This is a genomic window from Terribacillus sp. FSL K6-0262 (genome assembly GCF_037977385.1).
GTDB lineage: Bacteria > Bacillota > Bacilli > Bacillales > Amphibacillaceae > Terribacillus.
In genome coordinates this window covers 575,856-601,773 of record NZ_CP150277.1, presented here as the reverse complement: position 1 = coordinate 601,773, position 25,918 = coordinate 575,856, and the positions used below count along the sequence as shown (strand labels likewise).

The window sequence follows — 25,918 nt, the reverse complement described above, 5'->3', positions numbered from 1 at the left end:
GGAAAATCAATAGCTTTCCTGGAAATTTTACTTTAAAATATAAGAACAAGATCCGTTTACGTGAAACGGCCATTTTGAGAGACAAAGGAAGCGTTTTTATGGAGGAAGAAAAAAAGAGTACGCTGTCTTTTCATCTGCAGTTGATTGCAGAGACAGGAGTGTTGGATAAATATCCTTTCCGTAAGCTCCTCATTGAACGGGATATAAATGAGGAGGAATATGCTAGTGTCTTGGAAATGCTCCAGCGGCTTAATCGATTATACAAGGAGCAGAAGGAGGAAGGATTGCTCGATTACACATCCCTGCTCCTGGAATTCGTCGGGATGCTGCCCGAGAAGCTTTATTATTGGGATGTACTGCTGGCACTTCGTGAAGAAAAGCAGGATGATACATACAAAGATCTGGTGAACGAATTGATATTATTGGATATGAAAAACCGCTATTAGCTCCAGCTGATAGCGGTTTTTTTTGAGGATCCCAGCTGTCTGCCTTAAAAAAGCCAAGGCTGCCGGATAACGATTTTTGAATGATACAGGAATTTTAGGATGACTGTCAGTAATGGCCTGCTCGATGTACTGGAAGGTCTCGACTTGACGTTTGGCCTGATCATCCAATGCTGCATATGCAATATCGTCAACTTTTCATATGCTGGACTGACACTCGAAAAGAAGTCCTTCCTCTCTCCCTTTATCCAAACGCGTTCCGCAAGGTCCTGGTGAGCAAGATTGCGAATGTCTATATGGACAGGTGTCTTGCTTTTCCGAGCAATATTACCATTAGATCCAGAGTGATTGGACGGTTTTCTACATATAATATAGCTTCAGCTGCATCACCGAAATACTACATCACATAGCATTCAGGAGTATTCTGAAGGAAATAGGAGTAATAGGGTCGTATACATTGTACAGTATATTCTGTACGTACTATATGTTCAGATACAACGATTCATTTCGTTTGATATGTTTGCTGATTATGTTTAGTATTAATAAGGTCGAAACAACGTGATAGGGAAAAATCCTGATTATCGAAGACGGGTGACAGAAGATTATTTGGAAAAGAGGTGGATACTGTGCCGATCATCAAAGTGGAAAATCTTTCTAAGGTGTTTGGGAAAAACATCAAGAATGCGCTGAAATTAGCGGAAGCTGGTAAGACAAAGGAAGAGATCTTAAAAGAAACAGGAAGCACAGTTGGTGTCAATCGTGCATCATTTGAAGTGGAAGCAGGGGAAATTTTTGTTATCATGGGTCTTTCGGGAAGTGGTAAATCCACGCTGGTGCGTTTGATCAACCGCCTGATTGAGCCGACGACTGGTAACATTTATATTGACGGAGAAAACTTAGCGAAAATGGATAAGAAGGAGCTTCGCCGGGTACGTCGGGAAAAGCTGAGCATGGTATTCCAGCGATTCGGATTATTCCCCAACAGGACGATTCTGCAGAATACGGAATACGGACTGGAAGTACAGGGAATCAGCAAACAGGAAAGATCGAAGAAGGCGAAGGAATCCCTGGAGCTTGTCGGTCTGGGAAGCTATCTGGATCAATATCCGGGGCAATTGTCCGGAGGTATGCAGCAGCGTGTGGGGCTTGCCCGTGCACTGGCGAATGATCCTGAGGTGCTGCTGATGGATGAAGCTTTTTCAGCTCTTGATCCACTGATCCGGAAAGATATGCAGGATGAATTATTGGATTTGCAGGAAACGATGAAGAAAACCATCCTGTTCATCACACATGATTTGGACGAAGCGCTCCGCATTGGTGACCGTATCGCTTTGATGAAAGACGGGAATATCGTTCAGATCGGTACACCAGAAGAAATCCTTATGAATCCGGCGAATAAGTTTGTCGAGAAATTCGTTGAGGATGTCGATCGAGCAAAAGTACTTACTGCACAGCAGATCATGAAACGTCCGGAGACTGTCAACATAGAGAAGCATGGCCCGCGTGTTGCGTTGGAACGGATGAGGGAAGCTGGTCTGTCCAGTATCTTTGTCGTGGATGGTAAGAGAACCCTGCAAGGTATCATCACGGCCGACGCAGCGAACGAAGCCCGGAAAAATGACGTGAAAAATTTATCGGAGATCATACAGCGTGATGTACCGACAGTTGAGAAGGATACGCCGCTCCATGACTTGTTCGCTGTCATCCATGATTCACCGGTTCCGTTGGCCGTTACGGAAAACGGAAAGTTATTGGGAATAATCGTCAGGGGTGCGGTGATCGGCGCGCTTGCTGGTGAGGGTGAGGTGAACGAACATGCTTGATTTCATGGAAAACGTAAAAGCTATACCAGTTGGGGATTGGATGACTGATTTTGTCGACTGGCTGACGAAAACATTTGCTTTCTTGTTCGATCCGATCAAGGACGGACTGGATAGCTTCATGAGCATCATCACACAAGGTTTGACTGCCATACCTCCTGTCATTTTCATTTTATTGATCGCTATATTGGCCTTTTTCATGACAGGAAAGAAATTCGGGTTGGCGGTATTCAGCATTATCGGATTGCTATTTATTTGGAATCAGGGACTTTGGGATCGATTGATCGAGACATTCACGCTCGTGCTGATAGCTAGTATCATTTGTATCATTGTCGGTATTCCGATTGGTATCCTGATGGCCAAAAGTAAGATTGCCGAAGCGATCATCACTCCGATTTTGGACTTTATGCAAACAATGCCAGCCTTTGTTTATTTGATTCCGGCAGTTGCTTTCTTCAGCATCGGTGTTGTCCCTGGTATCTTTGCCTCGCTGATCTTTGCGACGCCTCCAACAGTCCGCTTTACGAATCTCGGTATTCGCCAAGTATCCGATGAGTTGGTGGAAGCGGCGGATGCTTTTGGCTCGACAGGGGCACAGAAGCTCTTCAAAGTGGAATTGCCAATGGCGAAATACACAATCATGGCTGGTGTCAATCAAACGGTCATGCTGGCTCTGTCAATGGTCGTCATTGCTTCCATGATCGGTGCACCTGGTCTTGGCCGTGAAGTATTGGCTTCCTTGCAGCGGGCACAAGTAGGTCCAGGTTTCGTGGCCGGCCTCTGTATCTTTGTACTGGCAATCATAATTGATCGTTTTACACAAAACATTTATAAAGATAAATCCAAGTAATGGATGAAGCCTGTAACAGGCTTTCCGTATCATGCGGAAAAGGAGAGTTTGGTTACATGAAAAAGTGGAAAACAATGGGTGCTGCAGCTGGTCTGGCATTGTCACTCATGGCTGCGGGCTGCAGCAATGGCAGCTCCAGCTCAGACAGCCTTAGTGAACAAGTGGATTACTCGGTTACAGGTATCGAAGCCGGTGCCGGGGTCATGAAAGCGACGGAAAAAGCATTTAAGGACTATCAGCTTGATGGCTGGACCATCACGCCGTCTTCAAGCGGCGTAATGGCGATTGCCTTGGAAGATGCAATCGAGGATAAAGAGCCGATCGTCATTACAGGATGGACCCCGCATTGGATGTTTGCCAAATACGACCTCAAGTACTTGGATGACCCGAAAAACTCCTATGGCGAAGCTGAATCCCTCCATACGCTCACTCGTCAAGGTTTCGCAGATGATGTGCCAGGTGCGAATAAAGTCCTTGACCAGTTTAATTGGGAAGTAGAGGATATGGAGGAAGTCATGCTTGAAATAAATAAGGGAGCTGAACCAGCCGAGGCAGCCCGGGCGTGGGTCGATGAGCATGCAGACCAAGTCGCTGAATGGACAAAGGGTGCCGAAAAAGGCAATGGGCAGGAAGTCAGCCTTGTTTATGTGGAATGGGATTCTGAGGTCGCGTCTACGAATGTCTTGAAGGTCGTCCTTGATGATCTTGGATATAAAACAAAAATCACACCACTTGATAATGCCATCATGTGGCAGGCTGTCGCGCAAGGTGAAGCGGATGCAACAGCATCAGCATGGCTGCCGACGACGCATGGTGATCTGTATGAGCAATATAAAGACCAAGTTGTCGATCTGGGCGCCAGTTTGGAAGGTGCAAGGACAGGTTTGGTCGTACCAAGCTATGTTGATGCAGATTCCATTGAAGATCTGGAACCTAAAGATAAATGAGAAAGCCTCTTCCTGCGGGAAGGGGTTTTTCTTATGGATCAAAGCAATTCGGAGAGGAAAACAATGATGTCAAACCGCTATTAGTATCAGCTAATAGCGGTTAATTTTTTGAGGATGGCTGTTGCTTCTTCGTGGAATTGCCGACTGCTGCTCAGTTTCTCCTGCATAGTCTTCCATTCCGGATCATCTTTTGGAATGGTCTGTTTCAAGTGTTCGATGACCTCGACCTGCCGGTTTGTCTGCGCATGCCATTGCTTGACTTGCAGCGTCATCAGCTTTTTATATACGGAATTGACATTTGTATAAAAATCTTTTCTTGATCCTTTCACCCACACACGATCAACAAGCTCCAGATGGGATAAATTGCGGATTGCTATATTTACAGCAGTTTTGCTTTTTCCGATTGATTTTGCCATTTGATCCAGGGTGAGTGCATGTTTCTCTACATATAACACGGCGAGCAGCCGAGCTTCTGTTGCGGACAATCGGAACATTTCCCCTGTCCTTGTCAATTCGACTATAAGCGCTTCGTATGATGAAATCCCTTCATTCACTATAGTCTCTACCTCCCCTTTATCTATGCGTTTGTATCAAGCTTACATGAAACGAGGAATGAAAGGAACTGCTGGATGGCACAGCATTCGGGAGCATTTATAAGGAAAAAGGAGTAAAAGAGGGGCTAAATTATGTACAGTATATTCTGTACGAACTTTAGGTACTGAAACAACATTTTATCAGGTTTGTGTTGGATGAACTTTTTGTTTAACATGAATTGAGTCGAAACAATGTTACAGGATGTTATCTCGATGATGACAATCATGTTACGAAAAAAAAGAGGTGAATATGGTGCCGATCATCAAAGTGGAAAATCTATCCAAGGTGTTTGGGAAGAATATCAAGTCTGCGCTGGAATTGGCGGAAGCAGGCAAGACAAAAGAAGAGATACTTAAAGAAACAGGAAGCACAGTTGGTGTCAATCGTGCATCATTCGAAGTGGAAGCAGGTGAGATCTTTGTTATCATGGGTCTCTCTGGAAGTGGTAAATCCACATTGGTGCGTCTGATCAACCATCTGATTGAACCAACAACGGGTGATGTTTATATCGATGGAGAAAACCTGGCAAAAATGGATAAAAAGGAACTTCGCCGGGTACGCCGGGAAAAACTGAGCATGGTTTTCCAGCGATTTGGTTTGTTCCCGAACAGGACGATTCTGCAGAACGCGGAATATGGACTGGAAGTACAAGGAATCAGCAAAGAGGAAAGAACCAAGAAAGCGAAGGAATCCCTGGAGCTTGTTGGCTTGGGCAGTTATCTGGATCAATATCCAGGGCAATTGTCCGGTGGTATGCAGCAGCGTGTCGGATTGGCAAGAGCCCTTGCCAATGATCCCGAAGTCATGCTGATGGATGAAGCTTTTTCAGCGCTCGATCCGCTGATCCGGAAAGATATGCAGGATGAATTATTGGACTTGCAGGAAACCATGAAGAAGACCATCCTGTTCATCACGCATGATTTGGACGAAGCACTGCGAATCGGTGACCGCATCGCTTTGATGAAAGATGGGCATATCGTCCAGATTGGCACTCCTGAGGAAATCCTCATGAATCCGGCGAATAGTTATGTCGAGAAATTCGTAGAGGATGTCGATCGAGCAAAAGTACTTACTGCTCAGCAAATCATGAAACGGCCAGAAACAGTCAGCATAGATAAGCATGGACCTCGGGTGGCATTGGAACGCATGCGGGAAGCTGGTCTGTCCAGTATCCTGGTTGTCGATGGCAAACGTGTACTGCAAGGTATCATAACTGCAGATGCGGCGAATGAAGCGAGAAAGAATGAAGTGAAAAACTTATTAGAAATCGTTCAGCGGGATGTACCGACAGTAGAGAAGGATACACCGCTGCATGACTTGTTCGCGGTCATCCATGATTCGCCGGTTCCATTGGCCGTTACGGAAAACGGAAAGCTATTGGGAATTATCGTCAGGGGTGCGGTTATCGGCGCGCTTGCTGGTGAGGGTGAGGTGAACGAACATGCTTGATTTCATGGAGAACGTAGAAGCACTGCCAGTTGCAGACTGGACATCTGATTTCGTCGATTGGTTGACCGATACATTCGCGTTCCTGTTCGATCCGATAAAGGATGGTTTAGGCGATTTGATGGACATGATCACATCAGGTCTCGATGCTATTCCGCCTGTCATTTTTATTTTGCTGGTTGCCCTATTAGCCTTCTTCATGACAGGAAAGAAATTCGGTTTGGCAGTATTCAGTATCGTCGGTCTATTGTTCATTTGGAACCAAGGATTGTGGGACCAGCTGATTGATACGTTCACACTGGTGCTGACTTCCAGTATTCTGTGTATCATCATCGGTGTTCCTATCGGTATTCTGATGTCTAAAAGTAAAATTGCACAATCCATCATCACGCCTATTCTAGACTTTATGCAGACAATGCCAGCCTTCGTTTATTTGATTCCGGCAGTGGCATTCTTCAGTATCGGTGTTGTGCCAGGTATTTTTGCATCCTTGATTTTTGCGACTCCGCCTACTGTACGTTTTACCAATCTTGGCATTCGCCAAGTGTCCGATGAGCTGGTGGAAGCTGCAGATGCCTTTGGCTCCACTGGGGCACAGAAGCTATTCAAAGTCGAATTGCCAATGGCAAAATACACCATAATGGCAGGTATCAACCAAACAGTCATGCTGGCGCTCTCCATGGTTGTCATCGCATCCATGATCGGTGCTCCCGGTCTTGGCCGTGAAGTATTGTCTTCCTTGCAGCGAGCGCAGGTCGGCCCGGGATTCGTTGCTGGTCTGAGCATTGTTGTGCTTGCAATCATCATTGACCGTTTTACCCAAAATATTTACAAAGATAAAACCAACTAAATGAATGCAGCCCGAAATGGGCGCTTTCAATAAATAGAAGGGGAGTTCGATTTCATGAAAAAGTGGAAAACATTAGGTGTGGCAGCTGGACTGGCGTTGACATTGGTAGCAGCAGGATGCGGGAATGACAGCTCCAGCTCTGACAGCTTCAGTGAGCAAGTGGATTACACGATCACCGGGATTGAAGCCGGTGCGGGTGTCATGAGTGCGACAGAAAAAGCAATCGAAGATTATGATCAGTTGGACGGCTGGACATTGCAGCCATCCTCCAGCGGTGCTATGGCTACAACGTTAGGTGAAGCTATCAAGGATGAAGAGCCGATCATCATTACAGGCTGGACACCGCATTGGATGTTCAGCAAATATGACCTGAAGTATCTGGAAGATCCAAAAGGTTCATTCGGAAGTGAAGAAACAATCAATACAATGACTCGCCAAGGATTTGCCGACGATGTCCCTGGTGCGAACAAAGTGCTTGATCAATTCAATTGGACGACAGATGATATGGGAGAAGTCATGCTGGAAGTGAGCGAAGGCACAGACCCTGCAGATGCAGCACGCAACTGGGTGGATGATCATCAAGATAAAGTAGCTGAGTGGACTAAAGGAGCCGAGAAAGGCAATGGTCAGGAAGTAAGCCTGACTTATGTCGAGTGGGATTCCGAGGTCGCTTCCACGAATGTTATGAAGGTTGTGCTGGATGACTTGGGATACAAGACAAAGATTACGCCGCTTGATAATGCAGTTATGTGGCAATCAGTTGCCAATGGAGAAGCGGATGCCATGGTAGCGGCTTGGCTTCCGACTACACATGGTGATTTGTATGAACAATACAAAGACAAGGTTGTTGACTTAGGGCCTAACTTGGAAGGTGCGAAAACAGGCTTGGTTGTACCTGAGTACGTAGATGCAAATTCCATTGAGGATTTGGAAGCGAAATAAAATGGCTGTCATAAGAGGCCCTTTCTTTTAAAGAAAGGGCTCTTTTGATTTACGGTCAATGAAAAAATGCTCTCCATCACGGAGAGCATTTTTCATGCATCACTGTTTTTCTGATTCGCTTTTTCTTCCAGTTCCTTCAAGGTTTTCTCGATTTGAGACAAGCTTTTCTGGATATTTTTCTGATGCGGTTCAACTGTGCGTTTCCAGCTTTCGATGGAAGTCTTGACTTCAGCTGATAATTCCTTGAACATAGCAGCGCCTTCTTTGGACGTTCTGGCGATTTGTTCTTTCAGCTGTGTTCCTTCATTTTTTAGATTGTTGAATGTGACCTTCCATTCGTCAGTGCGCTGTTTTGCGTCTGCGCGCAGTTCCTTGCCGGAAGATGGTGCTGTAAGCAAAGTGATTGCAGCGCTGACCGTGCTGCCTACGAGTATACCTAAAGCGATTGATTTGCCATTAGCCATCATTATCACTCCTTCCTACTTCATTATACTATTTTCTCGTCTTATGTAGCAGTGAAACCTATTGGGATGCGCTTACTTGATTTTACTGCTGATTGCTTCCGCCAATTCAGCAAGGTGCTCACTGGCAACACTGTCATGCTGCTCGAAAGTGGCGTGGAAGCCATCCTCTTTTCCATACCTAGGGATCAAATGCACATGCAGATGGAAGACAGTCTGTCCTGCTGCAGCTTCTGTGTTGCTCAAAATGTTCAATCCAGCTGGCTGAAAAGCATCTTTGATCGCATTCGCCACCCGGGGTACACGTGCGAATACTTCCTGGGCCACTTCGGGCGGTGTTTCGTATATATTCTTCGTATGTGTCTTCGGAATGATGAGGGTATGTCCCTTCGTCACTTGGCCGATATCCATAAAAGCAAGTACTTGGTCATCTTCATAGACTTTTGCCGAAGGCAGTTCGCCAGCTGCGATTTTACAGAAGATACAATCCTTTTCGTGCATACGATCACTCCTTTAATATGTATACATATTGTATAAAGGAATGGACATGCTTGTAAAGTATGTCGAATGAAATAGGCAGACATCCCGTAACGGCCGGAATGTTGGAATTCTTCGCGTTTTGGGAGTGTCTGCCTCTGAAGCAAGGCTGCCAAGAGTAAAACCATTTCGAACTGTACAGCGGCTTACGGAGTTTGCGCCAGTACACTTTCAGCTTGCTTACAGGTTGTAAATCAGCTTACTTTCGGACGTAGCGGTTTGTATCTCCTGCCAACACCTCATTTTCAAATGAATGGGTCCTGCTTGAAAGGAAACCCTCTTGGCAGCTTCTTTGCTTCGAAATTAGTATGTGCAAGCCTGATGGAGGTTATAACCGTTTTATTTTGGCAAATACGGCGGGCTTTGGTAAACTTTTAGCAGGAGAGTGCCTTAAGAAAGGGGAACGGATAATGCAGCCTTTATTACATATAGATTCACTTACAGGCGGATATACACATAAAAATGTCCTGCATGATATATCTTTTAAAGTCGATGCAGGGGAAATTGTCGGCCTCATCGGCCTTAACGGAGCTGGAAAGAGTACGACAATCAAGCATATCATCGGACTCATGCAGCCCAAGGGCGGCAGTATCCAAATCAATGGGAGCACGTTTGCCGCTTCACCTGAGACATATCGGAGCAATTTTTCGTACATTCCGGAAATGCCGGTGCTGTATGATGAATTGACGTTATATGATCACTTGCGTTTGACTGCACAGGCTTATGATCTGTCGCAGGAGGATTTTGATAAACGGCTTCCGCCTTTGCTGAAAGAATTCAGGCTTGAAAAGAAGCTGAAGATGTTCCCGGTCCATTTTTCAAAGGGGATGCGTCAAAAAGTGATGATCATGTGTTCATTCCTGGTCGAACCAAATCTATATATTGTGGATGAACCATTCGTCGGGCTTGATCCGCTCGGCATTCAGTCATACCTGCAGCTGATGAATCAAGCCAAGGAGAATGGGGCTGGCGTATTGATGTCCACGCATATCCTGGCCACTGCGGAACGTTACTGCGATCGTATCGTCATCCTGCATGACGGAAAGCTGCGGGCGGCTGGTACGATGGAGGAGCTGCGCAATGAATTCGGTATGCAGGATGCGACGCTGGATGATTTGTATGTCCAACTGACGAAGGAAGAAGACAGCCATGTTTAATGCGGAGACATTTTTCAAGCAGCGGCTTTCCGAGCATATGAAGGAAATGAACCGTTATCTGCGTTATATATTCAATCAGCATCTTATGATAGCCATGCTCTTCCTGCTTTCGGGGCTTGCTTATTATTATCAGCAGTGGCTTGAAACATTGGCTCCGGATTTTCCTGCACCGCTTTTGATTGGTGCCGTATTTGGTCTTTTGGCGAGCTACAGCCCGGTTCGAACGTTATTGAAGGAAGCGGATATCGTGTTCCTGCTTCCGCTTGAGTCAAAGCTGCATCGTTATTTCAAGTTGACGATCGGCTATAGCTTCTTCACCCAGCTCTACATGCTCATCCTGGCTGCAGCGGTGCTGGCGCCTTTGTTTTTTGCGGCTGGACTTGGGGAAGGCTTTGTATCCTATCTCCTTGTATTTGTCGTCCTGCTTGTATTTAAGCTATGGAATCTACATATGAATTGGTGGATGCTGAAAGTCCGGAATGTCAATATAAGAAGAATGGAACAGACGCTGCGTGTGGTTTTGAATATCGGATGCTTTTGGCTCTTTTTACGCGGAGATTTGCTGGCTGCTGCCGTTTTGACAGTTCTATTTGTTGTACTGCTCATCGCAGACTATAGCATCAGCAGAAAGCAAGGCGGGCTGGCCTGGGACTTGCTGATTGAAAAAGATCAGGCCCGTATGCAGGCGTTTTACCGAATTGCGAACCAATTTGCCGATGTTCCGCATTTGAAGACAAAAGTCCATAAGCGTCAATTTGTCGTCAATCTGTTTACGGGGCGTGTTCCTTTCGAGCAGACACATACGTATGATTATCTGTTCCGGGTCACTTTCGTCAGGGGAGGGGACTACTTCGGACTGTTCCTGCGGCTGACGATCCTTGCCGGGGTCATCATTTACTTCATTCCCAATCTTTGGGTGCAGCTGGCGTTTGCTTTGTTATTCCTTTATTTAACCGGGTTCCAGCTCATCGGTTTGTGGAAGCATCATCGGACCATAGCCTGGATGGATCTTTATCCGGTACCGGATGCTACCCGGAAACGTGCTTTATTAGCTCTTTTGCAGCAATTGGCAGTCATACAGGCGGTATTGCTTAGCCTGGTATTCCTGCTCCGTGCGGATGTGCTTGGGTTCGGTTTGGCGCTTGCGGCCGGCGTGGCATTTGGACTTGGATTTGTCCGGATGTATGTGCCAAAACGGTTGAAATAGGAGGGAGTCGGATGGGGGAAGATCATTATAAGGAAAGAAAACTGAAGGAAGCAATGTTCTATTATCATTCCCTGCAGCGGCGCAGCGGCAGGTTTCAGCGATTTTCCAAGGGTGCCCAGGATTCGATCACCGATAAGATCCCAGCGGCGGTGCATAGCGCAATCACGGCTGCAATCCGCCAAATGATCGAGCTCAGCCTGACATCCTCCAACTATATCTATCCAATTCAGGTTGAAGAGAAGTGGAGTTTTGAACAAAGGGAAAAAGAAGTCCGGAAAGTGATCAATCGTTACAAAACGACAGCGAGATTGGAAGGAGCAGGCACTGGGGCCGGAGGCATCCTTTTAGGCATGGCCGATTTCCCGCTCCTGCTCAGCATCAAGATGAAATGTTTATTCGATATAGGCAGGATTTATGGCTTCGATGTGACGGGATTCAGCGAAAGGGTATTTCTGCTGCAAATATTCAGCGCCACTTTCTCAAGCGGTGAAACAAGGGTGAAGCTTTGGGAAGAAATCCGTCATTGGAATGACGTAAGCGGGGCCATCGAAGACGTCAATTGGCGTGTGCTGCAGCAGGAATACCGGGATTATATCGATTTAATCAAAATGGTCCAGCTTCTGCCAGGTGTCGGAGCCTTTGTCGGTGCCATCATAAATGGCAAGTTTCTTGAACAGCTAGGTACTGCGGCAATGCATGCTTACCGGATCCGCATGCTAAAATAAAAGATCAGCGCGAAGTCCGCGCTGATCTTTTATTGTTTATTGGTATGCCATACATGTGCTGAGCAATGTTTTGGCAGCGATGACCATTGCACGTTCATCGAAATCGAATTTCGGATGATGATGCGGATAGTAATGATCTTCTTTCTTGGCTCCTGTGAAGAAGAATGCTCCTGGCTTGTTATGCAAATAATAAGCGAAATCCTCGCCTGTCATAGTTGGCAGTACTTTGTTGGCTTCCCGGACTTCTGCCACTTCCTTGGAAGCATCCAGAACCAGCTGTGCTTGGGCCGGATGATTGATCACGGGCGGATATCCTTCGATATACTCATACTTATAGCTTGCGCCATTAGCTGTTGTTATACCTTTCAGCACATTTTCGATTTCCGCTTTGATCTGTTTTTGAACAGCCGTGTCAAAAGTGCGCACGGTACCAGTCAGCTTCGCTGAATCGGCAATGACATTAAAGGCGGCCCCAGCCTCGAACGTACCGATCGTGATGACAGCTGTATGCAGTGGATCCAAGCGGCGGCTGATGATTTGCTGCAATGCTGTCACTACTTGAGAACCAATCAAGACAGCATCTTTGGTTTGATGCGGCTGAGCGCCATGTCCGCCTTTACCGATGATCTCGATCTCGAAGCGGTCCGCTCCGGCCATGAATTCTTTATCCGCGGTTTCGATCGTGCCCAGCGGAGTGTTGGACCATAGATGTGTTCCGAATACAGCATCGACATCATCTAAAATACCAGTTTCAATGATGGATTTAGCACCGCCTGGGGCATATTCTTCTGCGTGCTGGTGGACGAATACGAGTGTGCCCGGTAATTCATCCTGCAGAGCTTTTGCTGCTTTGGCGATGCCCAGCAAAGTGGCCGTATGTCCATCGTGCCCGCAAGCGTGCATCACATTGGGAACTGTCGATTTATAAGGAACCTCGTTTTCTTCCTGAATCGGCAAAGCATCGAAATCTGCCCGCAGTGCAATCTTTTTACCTGGCTTACCACCTTTCAAAGTGGCGACTACACCATTTCCTCCGACATTTTTTTTATAAGGGATGCCAAGCTTTTCGTATGTATCCGCGATATAGGCAGCTGTCTTTTCTTCTTTAAAGGACAGCTCTGGATGCTGATGAAGGTATCTTCTTGTAGCAACCATATCCTCATACAATTCATCGATTTTGCTGAATAATTCTGTTAGCATGCTGCACCAGCCTCCTTCATTTGTGTGAAATAAGACCAGTATAGCACATTTTTTAATAATAATTATTGTTTTATTCAGAAAAAAGACATGACGAAACCCATAACCATCAGATTATGGGTTTCGTTTATCAGGATAGACGGGAGTCATTCAAAAGGCGGTTCAGTTCGTCACGATGGTTTGTTTCATCGGCAATCAAATCCTCCAGCTTTGTGACAAGCTCCGTCATATTGAGATCTTCAGCCTGCTGTTTGCGTTTTTCGTACCGCTCGATTGTAGCCTGTTCCGCATCACGGGCTTCTGTCAGCATTTTTGTTACATCTGTGTGATAGGGTACTTCTGCCGGAACAGTGGTAGGGGTACCGCCCAGAGTGACGATTTTATCCGCCAGGTATTTTGCGTGGCCGATTTCATCCGAAATCTCATCCTCGAAGAATGGTTTCAATACCGTGCGATATAGACCTGAAACAGCCGCGCTGTATGTAGTATACATGATGGAAGCTGCGTATTCGTTCGCCAAGTCTACATTCAAGCCATCGATCAATTCTTGTAATTGGGAATCCTCTTTGATTTTCCTTACGTTGTCTGCCATGTTTATCATCCTTTCTGATTGGCTATCTGTAGAGTATATTCCCCGTGCATTTGTTTTCTAAACCATCATCGTAGTAAAATCATTCAGAGGTGAAAAGATGGAGCTGCCACACAGAAGAAAATATATACTGCTATTTACGATTTCCATCATCATAGCTGCTGCATTGACGCTCGATGTCGCTTTTCATCCGGATCCGCTGCTGGACCGGTGGACGGCACCGTTTGCTCGATCCTTGCAGGATACGATTTGGTATGATTTCTTTCGCTGGGTCACAGAGTTTGGTTCCAGTACTGTTTTGACCGTCCTTGCATTTTTATTCGGTCTTTTCTTAGCCTTGAAAAAACGGGATTTGATCGGTGCAGGTGTCGTGTTTACGGCGACAGCCATAGGCTATCAATTCAATTTTCTAATTAAAGGGCTTGTGGAGCGGGAACGTCCAATTATACTGGCATTGGTGGATGGGGAGGGTTTCAGCTTTCCTTCGGGCCATTCGATGGTATCTCTCATCACATATGGCATCATCCTGTATTTCCTGTGGCATTTTCTTAAGAACAGCCAGCGGTATATCGCTGCTTTCCTGGCAGCTTTGATCGTATTGCTGATCGGTTTCAGCCGATATGTCCTTCGTGTCCATTACTTGACCGATGTGCTGGCTGGTTTTGCTTATGGAATGGTCTTTTTATTGATTTGGATTTTGTTATATAAGTGGCTGCAGCATAAGCTTGGAAGACGGGAAAAAGCTCGTTCATATTGAATAGGCAAAGACAAGAGCCTGTCCAACCGCATGGACAGGCTCTTGTCATTCTTCATTGTCGATAAAATAGGTGGTGACGTAAGCCGGACCTGCGCTGAATGGCGGCCGCTTCGGCTGATCGGCATCTTTTTTATGGGCATGCTGGAATGCTTCGGACTTCTTCCAATCTTCAAAGTGCTGTTTGCCTTCCCAAGCCGTCAGTACAAGATATGTGTTGCCTGATCGAGGTCTCAACACTCGGAGCGCCTTAAAACCAGGCGTTTGATCGATTTTGCCTGCCCTGCGCTTGAAGACATCCTCAAATATAGGGCGTCCCTCCTCTGTGACAGGGATGTTGTTAATCGCGATGTACCCTTCGTCAGGGATATCACCTGTGCCTGTTACCTGTTCATATGTACGAGGTGCTGTGAATTTTGCTGCATTTGGTTCCTCTGTATAGGCAAGAGCGCCCTCCGGACCTTCGAACACCCAGATTTTCGCTTGCTCTTTTTTCTTCAGCTGACGAAGGAATTCTGTTGTACCATTGGTGAAGTATGCAATCATTTGTATTCAACCTCCCGGCATTATGTTAGAGTCAGTGTAGCAATTCCATGATACGCAATGCAAGCCAGGACCCCAAACGGCAGGAAAGATGGGTAAATGGCATTTTTTGTCGTATAATAAGGATTATAGAATGAACATGGGGATACGTAAGAGGTGAAACGAACGTTATGAAACGATCAGAACATAAGCAGCACCTGCGTATGCGCCGAAAGACTTTTTATCTTTTCGGGGCAGGTGTCATATTGGCAGGTTTGACTGCTGTCTATATCCTCTTGTTTTTCGGGGGAAGACTCGTTATCGATAAAGATGATTTGACACTGAAGGCTGCTTCGACTGTCGAAAACCAAGACGGGGAAATGATTGCACAGTTTTATGAAGAAAACCGGAAGCCTGTCAAATTCGATGAAATATCCGAGCATGTTAAAAATGCTTTTGTTTCCATTGAGGATGCCCGTTTTTACAGCCATCATGGTATCGACTTGCGGGCGACTGCCAGAGCGCTGTACCGCGATATCCTGGCGATGAGCAAAGTGGAAGGCGGAAGCACGATAACGCAGCAGACAGCGAAGAATCTTTTCTTCAAGAATGATAAGACTTTCACTCGAAAAGCGAAGGAAGCGATGGCTGCCATCTACTTGGAGAAGCATTACACGAAGAATCAGATCCTGGAATACTATCTGAATGAAATTTATTTCGCGCACGGTCTTTATGGCATCGAGTCAGCTGCCAACTATTACTTCAACAAGAGCGCAAGCGATTTGACTCTTTCAGAGAGTGCGATGCTGGCCGCATTGTCCAAAGCGCCCAATACGTACTCGCCGAATAATAATCCGGATCTGGCAAAGGAAAGACGAAATTTGGTGCTGGATGAGATGGAGGAGCAGGGCTATATCACGAAGGAAGAAAAAGACGCCGCACAAGCGGAGGACCTTGGCGTGACGGAGCCTGAAGAGGAACAGGAGCGTCCTTGGATCGAGAGCTATATCGATCTGGTGGCAGAAGAAGCGCAGGAGAAATATGATTTATCTTTGGAGGACCTGCGCACCGGAGGTTACCGGATCGTAGTGAACGTGGATGAAGATATCCAGCGTACGGCTTACGAGACAATGAAGGATGATACGTATTTCGATGGCTCGACAGAGGGCGTCGAGGGGGCTTTTGTCATGCTTGATCAGAACTCCGGCAAAATCGTCGCGGCTGTGGGGGCGCGTGATTTCAAGTATGGGGACATGAACAGGGTGACGGTGCCCAGGCAGCCCGGATCTGTGATGAAGCCGCTCGCTGTTTACGGGCCGGCACTGGATACGGGAGACTATAATGCGTACAGTGAGCTACCTGATGAGAAGGAAACATATGAGGGGGATTACACGGTTTCCAACTATGATGATCAGTACGAGGGCGATATCACGATGTATGAAGCCCTGCAGGAATCGAAGAATACGACGGCTGTTTGGCTGCTCGATCAGATCGGTATCAATACGAGCAAGTCATACTTGGAAAAGATGCATATCGATCTGCCGGATAAAGGTCTGTCCATCGCCCTTGGCGGTTTGGAGAAAGGTTTGACACCGCTGCAAATAGCAGAAGGTTTCCGCACGTTTGCCCATGAGGGGCAGTGGGTCGAATCCCAGTCCATCAACGTGATTTATGACCGGAACGGGGAAGCAGCCTTCGAAGCAGATCCACAGACGGAGGATGTATTTTCCGAACAGACGGCCTGGGATATGACTCGCATGCTGCAAGGAGTCGTCACGGGCGGTACTGGAACTGCAGGGACCTATTATGGAGCGTTGGCTGGCAAAACGGGTACGACACAGCATCCGCTAGTGGATGGTGCTGATAAAGACGCATGGTTTGCCGGTTATACCCCTGAATATGTCGCAGTGAGCTGGATGGGATACGACAATTCGACAAAAGAAAACTATTTGGAGAGCGGCAGCTCGATGCCGACAGCACTCACGAAATCGATCTTGCGTCAAGTTTCCCAATACCGGACGATGTCATCAAGCTTTGAAAAGCCGGAGAATGCGGAGGATATCGGCGGTCCGGTTGAATTGCCGACAATCACGGATGCATCGATTTCCTATGGTTTCGGAGGTTTGAGACTAGTCAATGCCGATTTGACGTGGACGGCGAGCGATGACAAGCGGATCGTCTATCATATTTATAAAGAAACGGACGATGGCGCAGAGAAAATCGGGGAAGTACAAGGGAAGGGATCCTTCACAGTGGATAAAGTCAATCCGCTGAAAGACACTTCCTACTATGTGGTTCCATTCAATCCGCTGACGGATGAAAGCGGCGCAGAATCCAACCATACAGTCCTTTCTGGTTTCGGATTCTGACAAATTTCACGACTCTGACACAAATCTACAAAAAATAGCGATTTTTATGAGCCAAATGTATGCAAACGCCAATGAAATTTCGTATAGTTGGAAACGGATAATGAGGAGACGAAGGAGAAGGATTATGCCTAAGATCAAAAATGATACAATGCTGCGTGCTTTCCGCGGGGAAGCAACGGATTACACGCCGGTATGGTATATGCGCCAGGCAGGGAGATCGCAGAAAGAATACCGCGAGCTGAAAGAGAAATACTCCTTGTTTGAGATCACGCATCAGCCGGAGCTTGCAGCTTATGTGACGAGACTGCCGGTCGAGCAGTACGATGTCGATGCTGCAATCCTATATAAGGATATTATGACGCCACTGCCTGGAATCGGTGTGGATGTCGATATCAAGTCAGGAATCGGACCGGTGATCGCCAACCCCATCCGCAGCGTCCAGGATGTGGAGAGGCTTGGCACTTTGGATCCAGAGCGGGATATACCTTATATCCTGGATACGATCAAGCTCCTGACAGAAGAACAGCTGGAAGTACCGTTAATCGGTTTTTCCGGTGCGCCGTTTACATTGGCGAGCTACATGATCGAAGGCGGACCGTCAAGGAATTATCATAAAACGAAATCGCTTATGTATAGTGACCCTGCTGCATGGTTCGCATTGATGGACAAACTTGCCGAAGTATCCATCACGTATGCGAAAGCACAAGTGAAGGCGGGGGCGTCTGCCATCCAAATTTTCGATTCCTGGGTAGGTGCGCTGAATGCTGCGGATTACCGCATGTATATCAAGCCGACAATGGAGCGCATTTTCAGTGAATTGCGTGAAACCAATGTCCCGCTCATCTTATTCGGTGTGGGGGCAAGCCATTTGATATTGGAATGGAATGATCTGCCGGTGGATGTCATTGGTTTGGACTGGAGACTATCCATCCGGGAAGCAAGAGAGAAAGGCATTACGAAGACACTTCAAGGCAATCTCGATCCAGCGTTCCTGACAAGTGACTGGAAGGTGCTGGAGGAGCGGACAAAATCGATCCTGGATCAAGGCCGGGAGGCTGGTCCGCATGTATTCAACCTTGGCCACGGCGTGACGCCGGAAATACAGCCAAGTGTGCTGAAGAAGCTGACTACCTTCATCCATTCGTATTCCGCAAAACAAAATTCTATTCTTTAACCCGAGGTGTAAGACATGACAAAGAAAAAAGTTGGTTTACTGGTAATGGCGTATGGCACGCCATATAAAGAAGAAGATATCGAGCGTTATTATACGGATATCCGGCATGGACATAAGCCTACACCGGAGATGCTGGAGGATTTGACAAGCCGTTATAAAGCAATCGGCGGTATTTCCCCGCTTGCCCGTATCACGCAGGAACAAGCTGCTGCACTTGAAACAGCGCTGAACAAAGCGCAGGATGCCATCGAATTCAAAGCTTATCTTGGCCTGAAGCATATCGAGCCTTGGATCGAAGACGGTGTTGCTGCAATGGCGAAGGATGGTATCACAGAAGCCATTTCCCTCGTATTGGCACCACATTACAGTACATTCAGTGTCAAATCCTATAACGAGCGTGCCCAAAAAGCAGCTGCCGAAGCTGGCAACCTTCAGATTACGTCCGTGGAAAGCTGGTATGATGAGCCGGGATTCATCAAACACTGGTCAGATAAGATTTCCGAAATTTTCGCTGGCATGGACAAGGAAGAACGTGAAAAAGCAGCATTGATCGTATCTGCTCACAGCCTTCCGGAAAAAATCCTTCAGCATGGCGATCCATACCCAGATCAGTTGAAGCGTACAGCTGAGTTGATCCAGGAGCAGACTGGCATCAAGAATGTCGAGCTTGGCTGGCAGAGTGAAGGGAACACGCCTGATCCGTGGCTTGGACCGGATGTACAGGATCTTACACGCGAGCTTTACGAGAAAAAAGGCTACCGTTCCTTCGTCTATGCTCCAGTTGGATTCATCGCGGATCATTTGGAAGTACTCTATGATAATGACTACGAATGTAAGGTCGTGTGTGACGAATTAGGTGCAAAATACTACCGTCCGGCAATGCCGAATACAGATCAGCAGTTCATCGATACATTGGCAAAGGTGGTTTTGGATCAGCAGGCACGAGTTGAGCGACATGGCTGAGAAAAAACAGATTGCAATCGTCGGGGGCGGCATTGCCGGCCTGACGACTGCTTATTACCTGCAAAAGCAGATACGCGCCTATCGTCTGGACTATGAGGTAAAGCTGTTTGAAGCTTCCAGCCGCCTTGGCGGGAAGATCGAGACGCTGAAAAAAGATGGATTCATGATCGAACGCGGTCCGGATTCCTTTTTAGCACGTAAGGAATCAGCATCGCGCTTGATTCATGATATCGGCATGGAGAAGGATCTTGTCCGGAACAATACAGGTCAATCCTTTATATTGGCAGGCAAGAAACTGCATAAAATGCCGAAACGTGCTTTCATGGGTGTGCCGACGGAATTGAAACCTTTCTATCAGTCACGCCTTTTGTCAACAAAGGCGAAAGCACGTATCAGTGTGGAACCGATGCTGCCGAAAGGAAAAGAAGCACAGGATCAATCCATGGGCTTATTCTTCCGTCGCCGATTTGGCGATGAGCTGGTGGAAAATGTGCTCGAGCCCCTATTATCTGGTGTATATGCCGGCGATATCGATGAATTGAGCCTGATGGCGACATATCCGAAGTTCTATGAAGTGGAGCAGCAGTACGGAAGTGTGATCAAAGGACTGCAGGCCACGATGCCGAAGCCTCCGAAACAGAAGAAAAATGTGAAGCCGCCAGGTGCATTCCTTTCCTTGAAGAATGGACTGCAATCCTTGGTGGACGGGCTGGAAAAGCAGCTTGATCCAGGAACCGTCCAACTGGAAACAAGTGTGGATCATATTGAGCGCAAAGACGATCATTATCATCTGCTGCTCGGTAACGGCGAGGTATATCGTGCAGATGCCGCCGTCCTTGCGTCTCCTTTCTTTGCTGTCCAGCGCATGCTGAGCCAGTATGATTTCATGGAACAGCTGAGGGAAATGAAGGCGACATCCGTTGCCACGGTAGCAATGACATTCGATGCATCGGCAATCAAGAAGGATATCGACGGTACGGGCTTCGTTATCTCCCGTAACAGTAAATATCGGATCACTGCTTGTACATGGACGCATAAAAAGTGGGAAGGTACCACACCGGATGGCAAAGTTATGCTTCGCTGCTACGTCGGCAGACCCGATGACAGTGGAGTGGTGGACTTATCGGATGAGGAAATCGTCCAAATTGCCTTGAAGGATTTGAACAAGATCATGAAAATAAAAAGCAAGCCGCTCTTTTCCGTTGTCAGCCGCTGGAAAAAAGCGATGCCGCAATACGTTGTCGGTCATCTGAAGCGCGTTGCCGATGTGCGTGCCAACATGAAAATCCACTTGCCGGGCATATTCCTGGCAGGAGGGTCCTACGATGGAATCGGTATTCCCGATTGTATCGACAGCGGTGAGGAAGCTGTACAGAACGTACTGGCTTACTTGCGTGAAAAAAGCTTCTCCTGAGGGAGAAGCTTTTTTCAATGGTCAGGAACTATGGGAATAAGGCCTGCTTTTTTTCTTGTTCCAAGCCTTGACAGCTTGGGCGCATGATTTGTCTTTATTGGCGGGATCAGAAAAGAATTTACGAATGAAGCGATTATACTCGAATGGAGGAGCAATGTCCTTTTTATATGCAGGACCCTGCTTGCGGATTTCTTCTTCATGCCATGCGCGGATGGCATCTTCATATGTCTTCCCGACATTATCCCGGAAATAGCTTTGTATGTAAGTGGAAAAATGAAAGTGCTCGCCGATTTCTTTTTTGAAAAATGCACGCACATCCTGACTGCAGCGATGATCTTCTGTAATGATGGTGGAGCGGCTGAGCGGTTCAGCGGTTTTCTTCCTTTTGCGGGATTGTTCTTGGGTCGGTTTCTCCATGCTGCCATCCCGGAGGAAACTTTCGATCCGCGCGGTGATTTCCATTTTGGAACCTGATGCAGGAAGTCCGTTTTCACGGCAGAATTGGACGAGTTCTTCTTTCAGCCAATAATAATCCAAGAAATCATCTGCTTTTGTCATTCGTGTCAATTCCGGTCTCAATGGATATCCCCCCATATGCGTTTTTTCTGTTTTTGTTATATTATGTCATATAAGCATGAAGTAGACCAGCCCCCTAAAGGGAGGACCTATGGAAGCAGGGATTAATGGCAAGGGAAATCGGTAATGGTATCAGTAGAAGGAGAGGTGCAGATTGATATGAAATTGACAGTAATAGGATTTTGGGGAGCATATCCTGGCAGGGAGAGTGCCAGCTCCTGTTATGTAGTGGAGAAGGATGGATATTCCCTGCTGCTGGATTGTGGAAGCGGTGCACTATCCAGAATGCCTGCTTTTGTCGATCCGAAGGACTTGAATGCAGTTGTTGTAAGTCATTATCATCCGGATCATGTAGCGGACATTGGTGCATTGCAGCACGTTTGGCAGGTGCAGAACAGTTTGAGAGGAACAGAGGATGTGCTGCCGATATATGGCCATGAAGAGGACGAGGCAGGCTTCAAGAGCTTGAGCCATAAATTCACGGAAGGGATAGCCTATCAGCCGGATGAAATTTTGAGCATTGGTCCCTTCGCGATTACTTTCATGAAAACGAAGCATCCCGTACCTTGCTATGGCATGCGGATTTCCGATGGTGTATCGGATATCGTCTATACAGCCGACTCCAGTTATTTGGAGGAATGGGCGGAGTTCAGCAAAGGTGCAGACCTGCTCATCACCGATTGTAATTTTTATCAGCATCAGGACGGGGAAGCGGCAGGTCATATGAACAGCCTGCAGGTTGGCGGTATTGCGGAGCAAGCGGGCGTGAAGACGCTCTTCCTGAGTCATCTGCCGCATTTCGGCGAACATCGGCAGCTTCTGGAGGAAGCAAGCAGTGTGTTCAGCGGTGAAGTGAAGCTGGCATATGAAGGATTGGAATGGGAAGGGTGAGACCTTCCCATTTTGTCTGGATTGATAAAGGGCTTATGATTCGGTAGAATATTACTAGGATAAACATTTTCTGACACTGGGGGTCTTTATTTTGCGTTTTATCGATAATGAAGGAATCACAGATCCAAGGATCAACCTTGCGATTGAGGAATATGTGCTGAAAAATTTCGGCAAGGACGATACATACCTGCTTTTCTATATCAATGAACCGTCCATCATCATCGGCCGGAACCAGAACACAATCGAAGAAATCAATACGAAGTATGTGGATGATAACGGCATCAAGGTCGTGCGCCGTCTTTCTGGCGGAGGAGCTGTATATCATGATTTGGGGAACTTGAATTTCAGCTTCATCACCCAAGATGACGGCAATAGCTTCCAGGATTTCGCAAAATTCACAAAACCTGTGACGGATGCATTGAATAAGCTCGGCGTCCCCGCTGAATTGAAAGGACGCAATGATTTGCTTGTCGGCGAACGTAAAATCTCCGGGAATGCGCAATTCTCCACGCGCGGGCTGATGTTCAGCCATGGTACACTGATGTACGATTCTGAAATTGAGCATGTTGTCTCTGCCTTGAAGGTGAAGAAAGAGAAAATCGAATCCAAAGGGATCAAATCCATCCGCAGCCGGGTGGCGAATATCTCTGAATTCATGGATGAAAAAATCCCTATGCACGAATTCAAGGAAATCCTGCTTCGTTATATTTTCGATGTCGAGGATACGAAGGATGTTCCGCGTTACAAGCTGACAGAAGACGATTGGAAAGCAATTCACAAAATCAGCGAAGAACGTTATCAAAAATGGGAATGGAATTATGGCAAATCACCGAGCTTCAATATTCAGCAGACCCATAAATTCCCTTCAGGCAATGTAGATATCCGCTTGGATGTGAAAAACGGCATCATTGAACAGATCCGTATATTCGGCGATTATTTCGGTGTCGGGGAAGTCGGTGAACTGGAAGAAAAGCTAAGAGGTGTCCGTTATGAGCGTGAGTCGATCCAGCAAGCGCTGGCGGATGTGAATGTGAGCCATTACCTCGGTAAGATCGAAAAAGACGATTTCATCGATCTTATGTATTGATCATGCAAGAGACGAGCCTTAAGGCCGTCTCTTTTTTTACAGGAGGAATCGGATGAAAAAAGTACTGTTTGCTTATGCCGTCTATCTCTTGGCAATCTGGAGTTTCTTTTTGCTGGCCTATCCCGATTTGAATCGGGATGTCAGCGCATATGCCAGCATTGGGCATGCAGTTTATTTTTCACGGCTGCCGCTATTGCCCATTTTCCTTTTTGCAGTCTGGAAGGACAGTAAGCTGCAGGAATTCGCAGCCTCGTTGGAACAGCGGCTTCCCAAGCTATTCGCATTAGCGGTTTTCTTGCTCCTTTTGACCGGTTTGTATGGTATTGTGCAGCTGCCATTCCGTTTGGCGGGATTTTGGAATGCGCGCCAAGGGCAGATCAGTGTCCAGCCATTTGGGGATTGGGCAGGGGAATACTTGCTGAGCTTACTTCTCTTTTATCTGGCAGTCACGGCAGTGGTATTCCTATCGCAGCTCCTGATGAAACGATTCCGTAAAAGCTGGTGGATCGTGCTGTGGCTTCTGCTCGTCCCTGGCGCTATTTTCGTCGTGTACATCCAGCCGATGTGGATCGATCCTCTCTATGAAGACTTCCATCCCCTTCCTGATGGGGAATTGCGAACGGATATCGAGCAGCTGACCGATGCCGCGGGTATCCCGGATGCGACACTCCTGGAGGTCGATAAGAGTGCAAAGACGGTGACATATAATGCGTATGTAACTGGTTTGTTCGGCAGTGCCCGTGTCGTATTGTATGATACAACCATAGATGGATTGGCAGAAGATGAGGTGCTGTTCATTGTCACCCATGAAATCGGCCATTACGTACTGCATCATGTGTATTGGGGAACAGCCGGTTTTCTGGTTCTTGGCTTTCTTCTCCTCTGGGTGACCAAAAGGGTCTCAGACAAGATATTGGCTAAGAAGCAAATCACTGCGCATCAGCTGCAGGCTGTGCCGCTCTTTCTCTTGATCTTGGGCTTGCTGCAGTTTGCAAGTACCCCTGTATCCCTTTATGTATCACGTGAGATGGAGCGTCAGGCCGATGATTATGCACTTGAGCATGCACCTGATACAGCAGCAGGCATCCGCATGTTCGAAAAGATGCAGGAGGTCTCCAAAGGCGATCCAGATCCTTGGCCGGTTTTTGAATGGCTGCGTTCCACTCATCCTTCCAATCGAGATCGTATTGAAAAAATAACGGAATATGAAAAAAACAGGTAGAGTTTTTATATCTCTGCCTGTTTTTGTAAGGATTCCATTAAGAAAATCTGATTCCCCTGTTTTTCTGTCCCGATTTTGCTATTGTAGAGACAACCTTCTTTTCCTGCATCAGAAAGGAATGTTTAAGATGCAGCAGATTGAACAGAGCCCGGCTGTGGCTGAACTTACTCCTCTTACAATGGCAGTGCTTCCGAAGGTTCTTGAAAACGGACAGCCTGGCTGTGAGGTGCTCGAGACAGAGAACAGTTTCACTTTTCGTGCCTCTCCCAGCAAATTCATCGATGTGGCCTGCAAGTTCTATGGAAGCAGCTTGAAGGGCAGACAGGCTGGGGTGAAGGAAATTTGCGGAATAACGCATAAAGCCCCGATATCCGTTGACCCCGTCAGCGGTATGTACTTCTTTCCCACTTCTTCTCCTCTTGCCCACACATGCTCCTGGATTTCACATTCCCATATCAAGCGGATTGAAGCCGCAGCCCATCAGCGTACAAGCCTTACTTTCAAGAATGGTCACACACTTATCCTGGATGTGTCGTATGGATCGATGATGAATCAGGTCCAGCGTACTGCGCAATACCGTTTCCTGCTGGATAAGCGGATCAGGCATTTGTGGAAGTACAGCGGGGATCAGATAGCAGAGCCTTTTGTGTGAGCTCCATCAGGATGGCTTCGACTTTCTTCCGTATTGCCGGATTGAAATAATTCCGCTTTTCCTCGCATTCCTTCGTGATGAATAAAAACGTAGTGAATGCGTCATTCTTCTCTGCGGTCACAATCTGCATATTGCGCTGGCGGAGCTGGATGCGCAGCTTTCGGCGCTCCTCCAGCGCAGCTTTCTCCATTGCTTGTAAGTTATGCAAAAGATATGTTTTTATCTTGTGTTTTCCTTCTTCCACGATCCGGATATCCTGCTGCAGGACAACAATGGCCATGGACAGAAACAGGAAGCGGGATCCCAGCTTATATTCCGACTCACTAAGACAGCGCATATGCCTTTCCTCCTATTGCGAACATAAGTTCCATTATATCCTATTGCTATGCGAAGCGGAAACAGGATAGCACAGGTAATTATTTAATCACCAACCAAATGCAGGAAAAGAAGGGGTTATCCTGTCAGACTTTGCAGGCTCGGGCTTTTCGTTTAAAATGGTAAAAAGATGTTTTTAGCTGGGAATAGGAGA

The 25,918-nt window shown here is 47.0% G+C and carries 27 protein-coding genes; 19 read left to right on the top strand and 8 right to left on the bottom strand.

The features are described from left to right. Nucleotides 1-98 precede the first annotated feature (98 nt). The 4 genes from MHI54_RS03050 (at nucleotide 99) to MHI54_RS03035 (ending at nucleotide 4,060) form a co-directional block, all read left to right on the top strand. Complete coding sequence (locus MHI54_RS03050) at nucleotides 99-446, top strand: DUF1878 family protein (protein ID WP_095216504.1); 348 nt, start codon at nucleotides 99-101, stop codon at nucleotides 444-446. Between the two features lie 623 nt (nucleotides 447-1,069). After that, nucleotides 1,070-2,266 (top strand): glycine betaine/L-proline ABC transporter ATP-binding protein, encoded by a 1,197-nt coding sequence (locus MHI54_RS03045; protein ID WP_095216505.1) that lies wholly within the window; start codon nucleotides 1,070-1,072, stop codon nucleotides 2,264-2,266. Next, a complete protein-coding gene (locus tag MHI54_RS03040; RefSeq protein ID WP_095216506.1) occupies nucleotides 2,259-3,113 on the top strand; it encodes a proline/glycine betaine ABC transporter permease in 855 nt (284 codons plus the stop codon). The genes MHI54_RS03045 and MHI54_RS03040 overlap by 8 nt, the downstream gene beginning before the upstream one ends. Nucleotides 3,114-3,169: 56 nt before the next feature. Then, complete coding sequence (locus MHI54_RS03035) at nucleotides 3,170-4,060, top strand: glycine betaine ABC transporter substrate-binding protein (RefSeq protein ID WP_095216507.1); 891 nt, start codon at nucleotides 3,170-3,172, stop codon at nucleotides 4,058-4,060. Between the two features lie 86 nt (nucleotides 4,061-4,146). Here the strand turns inward: MHI54_RS03035 and MHI54_RS03030 are convergent, their stop codons facing one another. Further along, nucleotides 4,147-4,614, bottom strand: a complete 468-nt coding sequence (locus MHI54_RS03030) for a hypothetical protein (RefSeq protein ID WP_095216508.1) — start codon at nucleotides 4,612-4,614, stop codon at nucleotides 4,147-4,149. Nucleotides 4,615-4,906: 292 nt separating this feature from the next. Between MHI54_RS03030 and MHI54_RS03025 the strand changes: the two genes are divergently transcribed. Genes MHI54_RS03025 through MHI54_RS03015 form a run of 3 tightly spaced genes read left to right on the top strand, consistent with a single transcriptional unit; the run spans nucleotide 4,907 to nucleotide 7,892 of the window. After that, nucleotides 4,907-6,103, top strand: coding sequence for a glycine betaine/L-proline ABC transporter ATP-binding protein (locus tag MHI54_RS03025; RefSeq protein WP_340082914.1), 1,197 nt, complete (start codon nucleotides 4,907-4,909; stop codon nucleotides 6,101-6,103). Then, nucleotides 6,096-6,950: a proline/glycine betaine ABC transporter permease gene (locus MHI54_RS03020; protein WP_095216509.1), complete on the top strand. Its 855-nt coding sequence runs from the start codon at nucleotides 6,096-6,098 to the stop codon at nucleotides 6,948-6,950. Before MHI54_RS03025 ends, MHI54_RS03020 begins: the two co-directional genes overlap by 8 nt. Before the next feature lie 54 nt (nucleotides 6,951-7,004). Further along, nucleotides 7,005-7,892 carry a glycine betaine ABC transporter substrate-binding protein gene (locus tag MHI54_RS03015; protein ID WP_340082280.1) on the top strand — a complete coding sequence of 296 codons (888 nt, stop codon included), beginning with the start codon at nucleotides 7,005-7,007 and terminating at the stop codon, nucleotides 7,890-7,892. Nucleotides 7,893-7,984: 92 nt separating this feature from the next. Here the strand turns inward: MHI54_RS03015 and MHI54_RS03010 are convergent, their stop codons facing one another. Both MHI54_RS03010 and MHI54_RS03005 read right to left on the bottom strand, forming a co-directional pair. Then, complete coding sequence (locus MHI54_RS03010; RefSeq protein WP_340082279.1) at nucleotides 7,985-8,359, bottom strand: YtxH domain-containing protein; 375 nt, start codon at nucleotides 8,357-8,359, stop codon at nucleotides 7,985-7,987. A gap of 69 nt (nucleotides 8,360-8,428) precedes the next feature. Beyond that, nucleotides 8,429-8,854 carry an HIT family protein gene (locus MHI54_RS03005; protein ID WP_095216512.1) on the bottom strand — a complete coding sequence of 142 codons (426 nt, stop codon included), beginning with the start codon at nucleotides 8,852-8,854 and terminating at the stop codon, nucleotides 8,429-8,431. Nucleotides 8,855-9,300: 446 nt separating this feature from the next. Between MHI54_RS03005 and MHI54_RS03000 the strand changes: the two genes are divergently transcribed. The 3 genes from MHI54_RS03000 to MHI54_RS02990 are packed head-to-tail and all read left to right on the top strand — an operon-like array spanning nucleotide 9,301 to nucleotide 11,979. Beyond that, nucleotides 9,301-10,047, top strand: a complete 747-nt coding sequence (locus tag MHI54_RS03000) for an ABC transporter ATP-binding protein (RefSeq protein ID WP_340082278.1) — start codon at nucleotides 9,301-9,303, stop codon at nucleotides 10,045-10,047. Continuing rightward, nucleotides 10,040-11,254 (top strand): ABC transporter permease, encoded by a 1,215-nt coding sequence (locus tag MHI54_RS02995; RefSeq protein WP_340082277.1) that lies wholly within the window; start codon nucleotides 10,040-10,042, stop codon nucleotides 11,252-11,254. Before MHI54_RS03000 ends, MHI54_RS02995 begins: the two co-directional genes overlap by 8 nt. A gap of 11 nt (nucleotides 11,255-11,265) precedes the next feature. Next, complete coding sequence (locus MHI54_RS02990; protein ID WP_340082276.1) at nucleotides 11,266-11,979, top strand: EcsC family protein; 714 nt, start codon at nucleotides 11,266-11,268, stop codon at nucleotides 11,977-11,979. Nucleotides 11,980-12,015: 36 nt separating this feature from the next. Here the strand turns inward: MHI54_RS02990 and MHI54_RS02985 are convergent, their stop codons facing one another. Both MHI54_RS02985 and MHI54_RS02980 read right to left on the bottom strand, forming a co-directional pair. Continuing rightward, entirely contained in the window at nucleotides 12,016-13,179 is a 1,164-nt protein-coding gene (locus MHI54_RS02985) for a M20 family metallopeptidase (RefSeq protein ID WP_095216516.1), read from the bottom strand. 127 nt (nucleotides 13,180-13,306) lie between these two features. Next, nucleotides 13,307-13,768, bottom strand: coding sequence for a ferritin-like domain-containing protein (locus MHI54_RS02980; protein ID WP_095216517.1), 462 nt, complete (start codon nucleotides 13,766-13,768; stop codon nucleotides 13,307-13,309). Nucleotides 13,769-13,865: 97 nt separating this feature from the next. On the opposite strand from MHI54_RS02980, the gene MHI54_RS02975 reads away from it, so the two are divergent. After that, complete coding sequence (locus MHI54_RS02975; protein ID WP_095216518.1) at nucleotides 13,866-14,522, top strand: phosphatase PAP2 family protein; 657 nt, start codon at nucleotides 13,866-13,868, stop codon at nucleotides 14,520-14,522. Between the two features lie 45 nt (nucleotides 14,523-14,567). Here the strand turns inward: MHI54_RS02975 and MHI54_RS02970 are convergent, their stop codons facing one another. Next, nucleotides 14,568-15,065, bottom strand: a complete 498-nt coding sequence (locus MHI54_RS02970) for an antibiotic biosynthesis monooxygenase (RefSeq protein ID WP_095216519.1) — start codon at nucleotides 15,063-15,065, stop codon at nucleotides 14,568-14,570. A gap of 167 nt (nucleotides 15,066-15,232) precedes the next feature. Between MHI54_RS02970 and MHI54_RS02965 the strand changes: the two genes are divergently transcribed. The 4 genes from MHI54_RS02965 (at nucleotide 15,233) to hemY (ending at nucleotide 20,961) form a co-directional block, all read left to right on the top strand. Beyond that, nucleotides 15,233-17,410: a PBP1A family penicillin-binding protein gene (locus MHI54_RS02965; RefSeq protein WP_340082275.1), complete on the top strand. Its 2,178-nt coding sequence runs from the start codon at nucleotides 15,233-15,235 to the stop codon at nucleotides 17,408-17,410. 124 nt (nucleotides 17,411-17,534) lie between these two features. After that, nucleotides 17,535-18,584, top strand: a complete 1,050-nt coding sequence (gene hemE, locus MHI54_RS02960) for a uroporphyrinogen decarboxylase (protein ID WP_340082274.1) — start codon at nucleotides 17,535-17,537, stop codon at nucleotides 18,582-18,584. Nucleotides 18,585-18,599: 15 nt separating this feature from the next. Then, nucleotides 18,600-19,547: a ferrochelatase gene (hemH, locus tag MHI54_RS02955; RefSeq protein WP_095216522.1), complete on the top strand. Its 948-nt coding sequence runs from the start codon at nucleotides 18,600-18,602 to the stop codon at nucleotides 19,545-19,547. Next, a complete protein-coding gene (gene hemY / locus MHI54_RS02950) occupies nucleotides 19,540-20,961 on the top strand; it encodes a protoporphyrinogen oxidase (RefSeq protein WP_095216523.1) in 1,422 nt (473 codons plus the stop codon). The genes hemH and hemY overlap by 8 nt, the downstream gene beginning before the upstream one ends. A gap of 21 nt (nucleotides 20,962-20,982) precedes the next feature. On the opposite strand, the gene MHI54_RS02945 is transcribed toward hemY, so the two are convergent. Continuing rightward, nucleotides 20,983-21,540, bottom strand: coding sequence for a DUF6434 domain-containing protein (locus tag MHI54_RS02945; protein WP_340082273.1), 558 nt, complete (start codon nucleotides 21,538-21,540; stop codon nucleotides 20,983-20,985). 156 nt (nucleotides 21,541-21,696) lie between these two features. Between MHI54_RS02945 and MHI54_RS02940 the strand changes: the two genes are divergently transcribed. The 4 genes from MHI54_RS02940 to MHI54_RS02925 all read left to right on the top strand — a co-directional run bounded on the left by MHI54_RS02940 (nucleotide 21,697) and on the right by MHI54_RS02925 (nucleotide 25,389). Then, nucleotides 21,697-22,428 carry an MBL fold metallo-hydrolase gene (locus MHI54_RS02940; protein WP_095216445.1) on the top strand — a complete coding sequence of 244 codons (732 nt, stop codon included), beginning with the start codon at nucleotides 21,697-21,699 and terminating at the stop codon, nucleotides 22,426-22,428. 91 nt (nucleotides 22,429-22,519) lie between these two features. After that, nucleotides 22,520-23,515: a lipoate--protein ligase gene (locus MHI54_RS02935; RefSeq protein WP_340082272.1), complete on the top strand. Its 996-nt coding sequence runs from the start codon at nucleotides 22,520-22,522 to the stop codon at nucleotides 23,513-23,515. Nucleotides 23,516-23,567: 52 nt separating this feature from the next. After that, nucleotides 23,568-24,737, top strand: a complete 1,170-nt coding sequence (locus tag MHI54_RS02930; protein WP_340082271.1) for a M48 family metalloprotease — start codon at nucleotides 23,568-23,570, stop codon at nucleotides 24,735-24,737. A gap of 127 nt (nucleotides 24,738-24,864) precedes the next feature. Beyond that, nucleotides 24,865-25,389 carry a competence protein ComK gene (locus MHI54_RS02925; RefSeq protein ID WP_340082270.1) on the top strand — a complete coding sequence of 175 codons (525 nt, stop codon included), beginning with the start codon at nucleotides 24,865-24,867 and terminating at the stop codon, nucleotides 25,387-25,389. On the opposite strand, the gene MHI54_RS02920 is transcribed toward MHI54_RS02925, so the two are convergent. Next, the gene (locus MHI54_RS02920) at nucleotides 25,337-25,726 is read right to left on the bottom strand and encodes a hypothetical protein (RefSeq protein ID WP_095216436.1); all 390 of its coding nucleotides are present in this window, start codon (nucleotides 25,724-25,726) and stop codon (nucleotides 25,337-25,339) included. The two genes, MHI54_RS02925 and MHI54_RS02920, sit on opposite strands and share 53 nt — an antisense overlap. Nucleotides 25,727-25,918: the final 192 nt, after the last annotated feature.

Bases quoted from the DNA above. Each gene is read 5' to 3' on its own strand.
- MHI54_RS03050 (WP_095216504.1), top strand. From the start codon at position 99: ATGGAGGAAGAAAAAAAGAGTACGCTGTCTTTTCATCTGCAGTTGATT.
- MHI54_RS03040 (WP_095216506.1), top strand. From the start codon at position 2,259: ATGCTTGATTTCATGGAAAACGTAAAAGCTATACCAGTTGGGGATTGG.
- MHI54_RS03035 (WP_095216507.1), top strand. From the start codon at position 3,170: ATGAAAAAGTGGAAAACAATGGGTGCTGCAGCTGGTCTGGCATTGTCA.
- MHI54_RS03020 (WP_095216509.1), top strand. From the start codon at position 6,096: ATGCTTGATTTCATGGAGAACGTAGAAGCACTGCCAGTTGCAGACTGG.
- MHI54_RS03015 (WP_340082280.1), top strand. From the start codon at position 7,005: ATGAAAAAGTGGAAAACATTAGGTGTGGCAGCTGGACTGGCGTTGACA.
- MHI54_RS03010 (WP_340082279.1), bottom strand. From the start codon at position 8,359: ATGATGGCTAATGGCAAATCAATCGCTTTAGGTATACTCGTAGGCAGC.
- MHI54_RS03005 (WP_095216512.1), bottom strand. From the start codon at position 8,854: ATGCACGAAAAGGATTGTATCTTCTGTAAAATCGCAGCTGGCGAACTG.
- MHI54_RS03000 (WP_340082278.1), top strand. From the start codon at position 9,301: ATGCAGCCTTTATTACATATAGATTCACTTACAGGCGGATATACACAT.
- MHI54_RS02995 (WP_340082277.1), top strand. From the start codon at position 10,040: ATGTTTAATGCGGAGACATTTTTCAAGCAGCGGCTTTCCGAGCATATG.
- MHI54_RS02990 (WP_340082276.1), top strand. From the start codon at position 11,266: ATGGGGGAAGATCATTATAAGGAAAGAAAACTGAAGGAAGCAATGTTC.
- MHI54_RS02985 (WP_095216516.1), bottom strand. From the start codon at position 13,179: ATGCTAACAGAATTATTCAGCAAAATCGATGAATTGTATGAGGATATG.
- MHI54_RS02980 (WP_095216517.1), bottom strand. From the start codon at position 13,768: ATGGCAGACAACGTAAGGAAAATCAAAGAGGATTCCCAATTACAAGAA.
- MHI54_RS02975 (WP_095216518.1), top strand. From the start codon at position 13,866: ATGGAGCTGCCACACAGAAGAAAATATATACTGCTATTTACGATTTCC.
- MHI54_RS02970 (WP_095216519.1), bottom strand. From the start codon at position 15,065: ATGATTGCATACTTCACCAATGGTACAACAGAATTCCTTCGTCAGCTG.
- MHI54_RS02965 (WP_340082275.1), top strand. From the start codon at position 15,233: ATGAAACGATCAGAACATAAGCAGCACCTGCGTATGCGCCGAAAGACT.
- hemE (WP_340082274.1), top strand. From the start codon at position 17,535: ATGCCTAAGATCAAAAATGATACAATGCTGCGTGCTTTCCGCGGGGAA.
- hemH (WP_095216522.1), top strand. From the start codon at position 18,600: ATGACAAAGAAAAAAGTTGGTTTACTGGTAATGGCGTATGGCACGCCA.
- hemY (WP_095216523.1), top strand. From the start codon at position 19,540: ATGGCTGAGAAAAAACAGATTGCAATCGTCGGGGGCGGCATTGCCGGC.
- MHI54_RS02940 (WP_095216445.1), top strand. From the start codon at position 21,697: ATGAAATTGACAGTAATAGGATTTTGGGGAGCATATCCTGGCAGGGAG.
- MHI54_RS02930 (WP_340082271.1), top strand. From the start codon at position 23,568: ATGAAAAAAGTACTGTTTGCTTATGCCGTCTATCTCTTGGCAATCTGG.
- MHI54_RS02925 (WP_340082270.1), top strand. From the start codon at position 24,865: ATGCAGCAGATTGAACAGAGCCCGGCTGTGGCTGAACTTACTCCTCTT.
- MHI54_RS02920 (WP_095216436.1), bottom strand. From the start codon at position 25,726: ATGCGCTGTCTTAGTGAGTCGGAATATAAGCTGGGATCCCGCTTCCTG.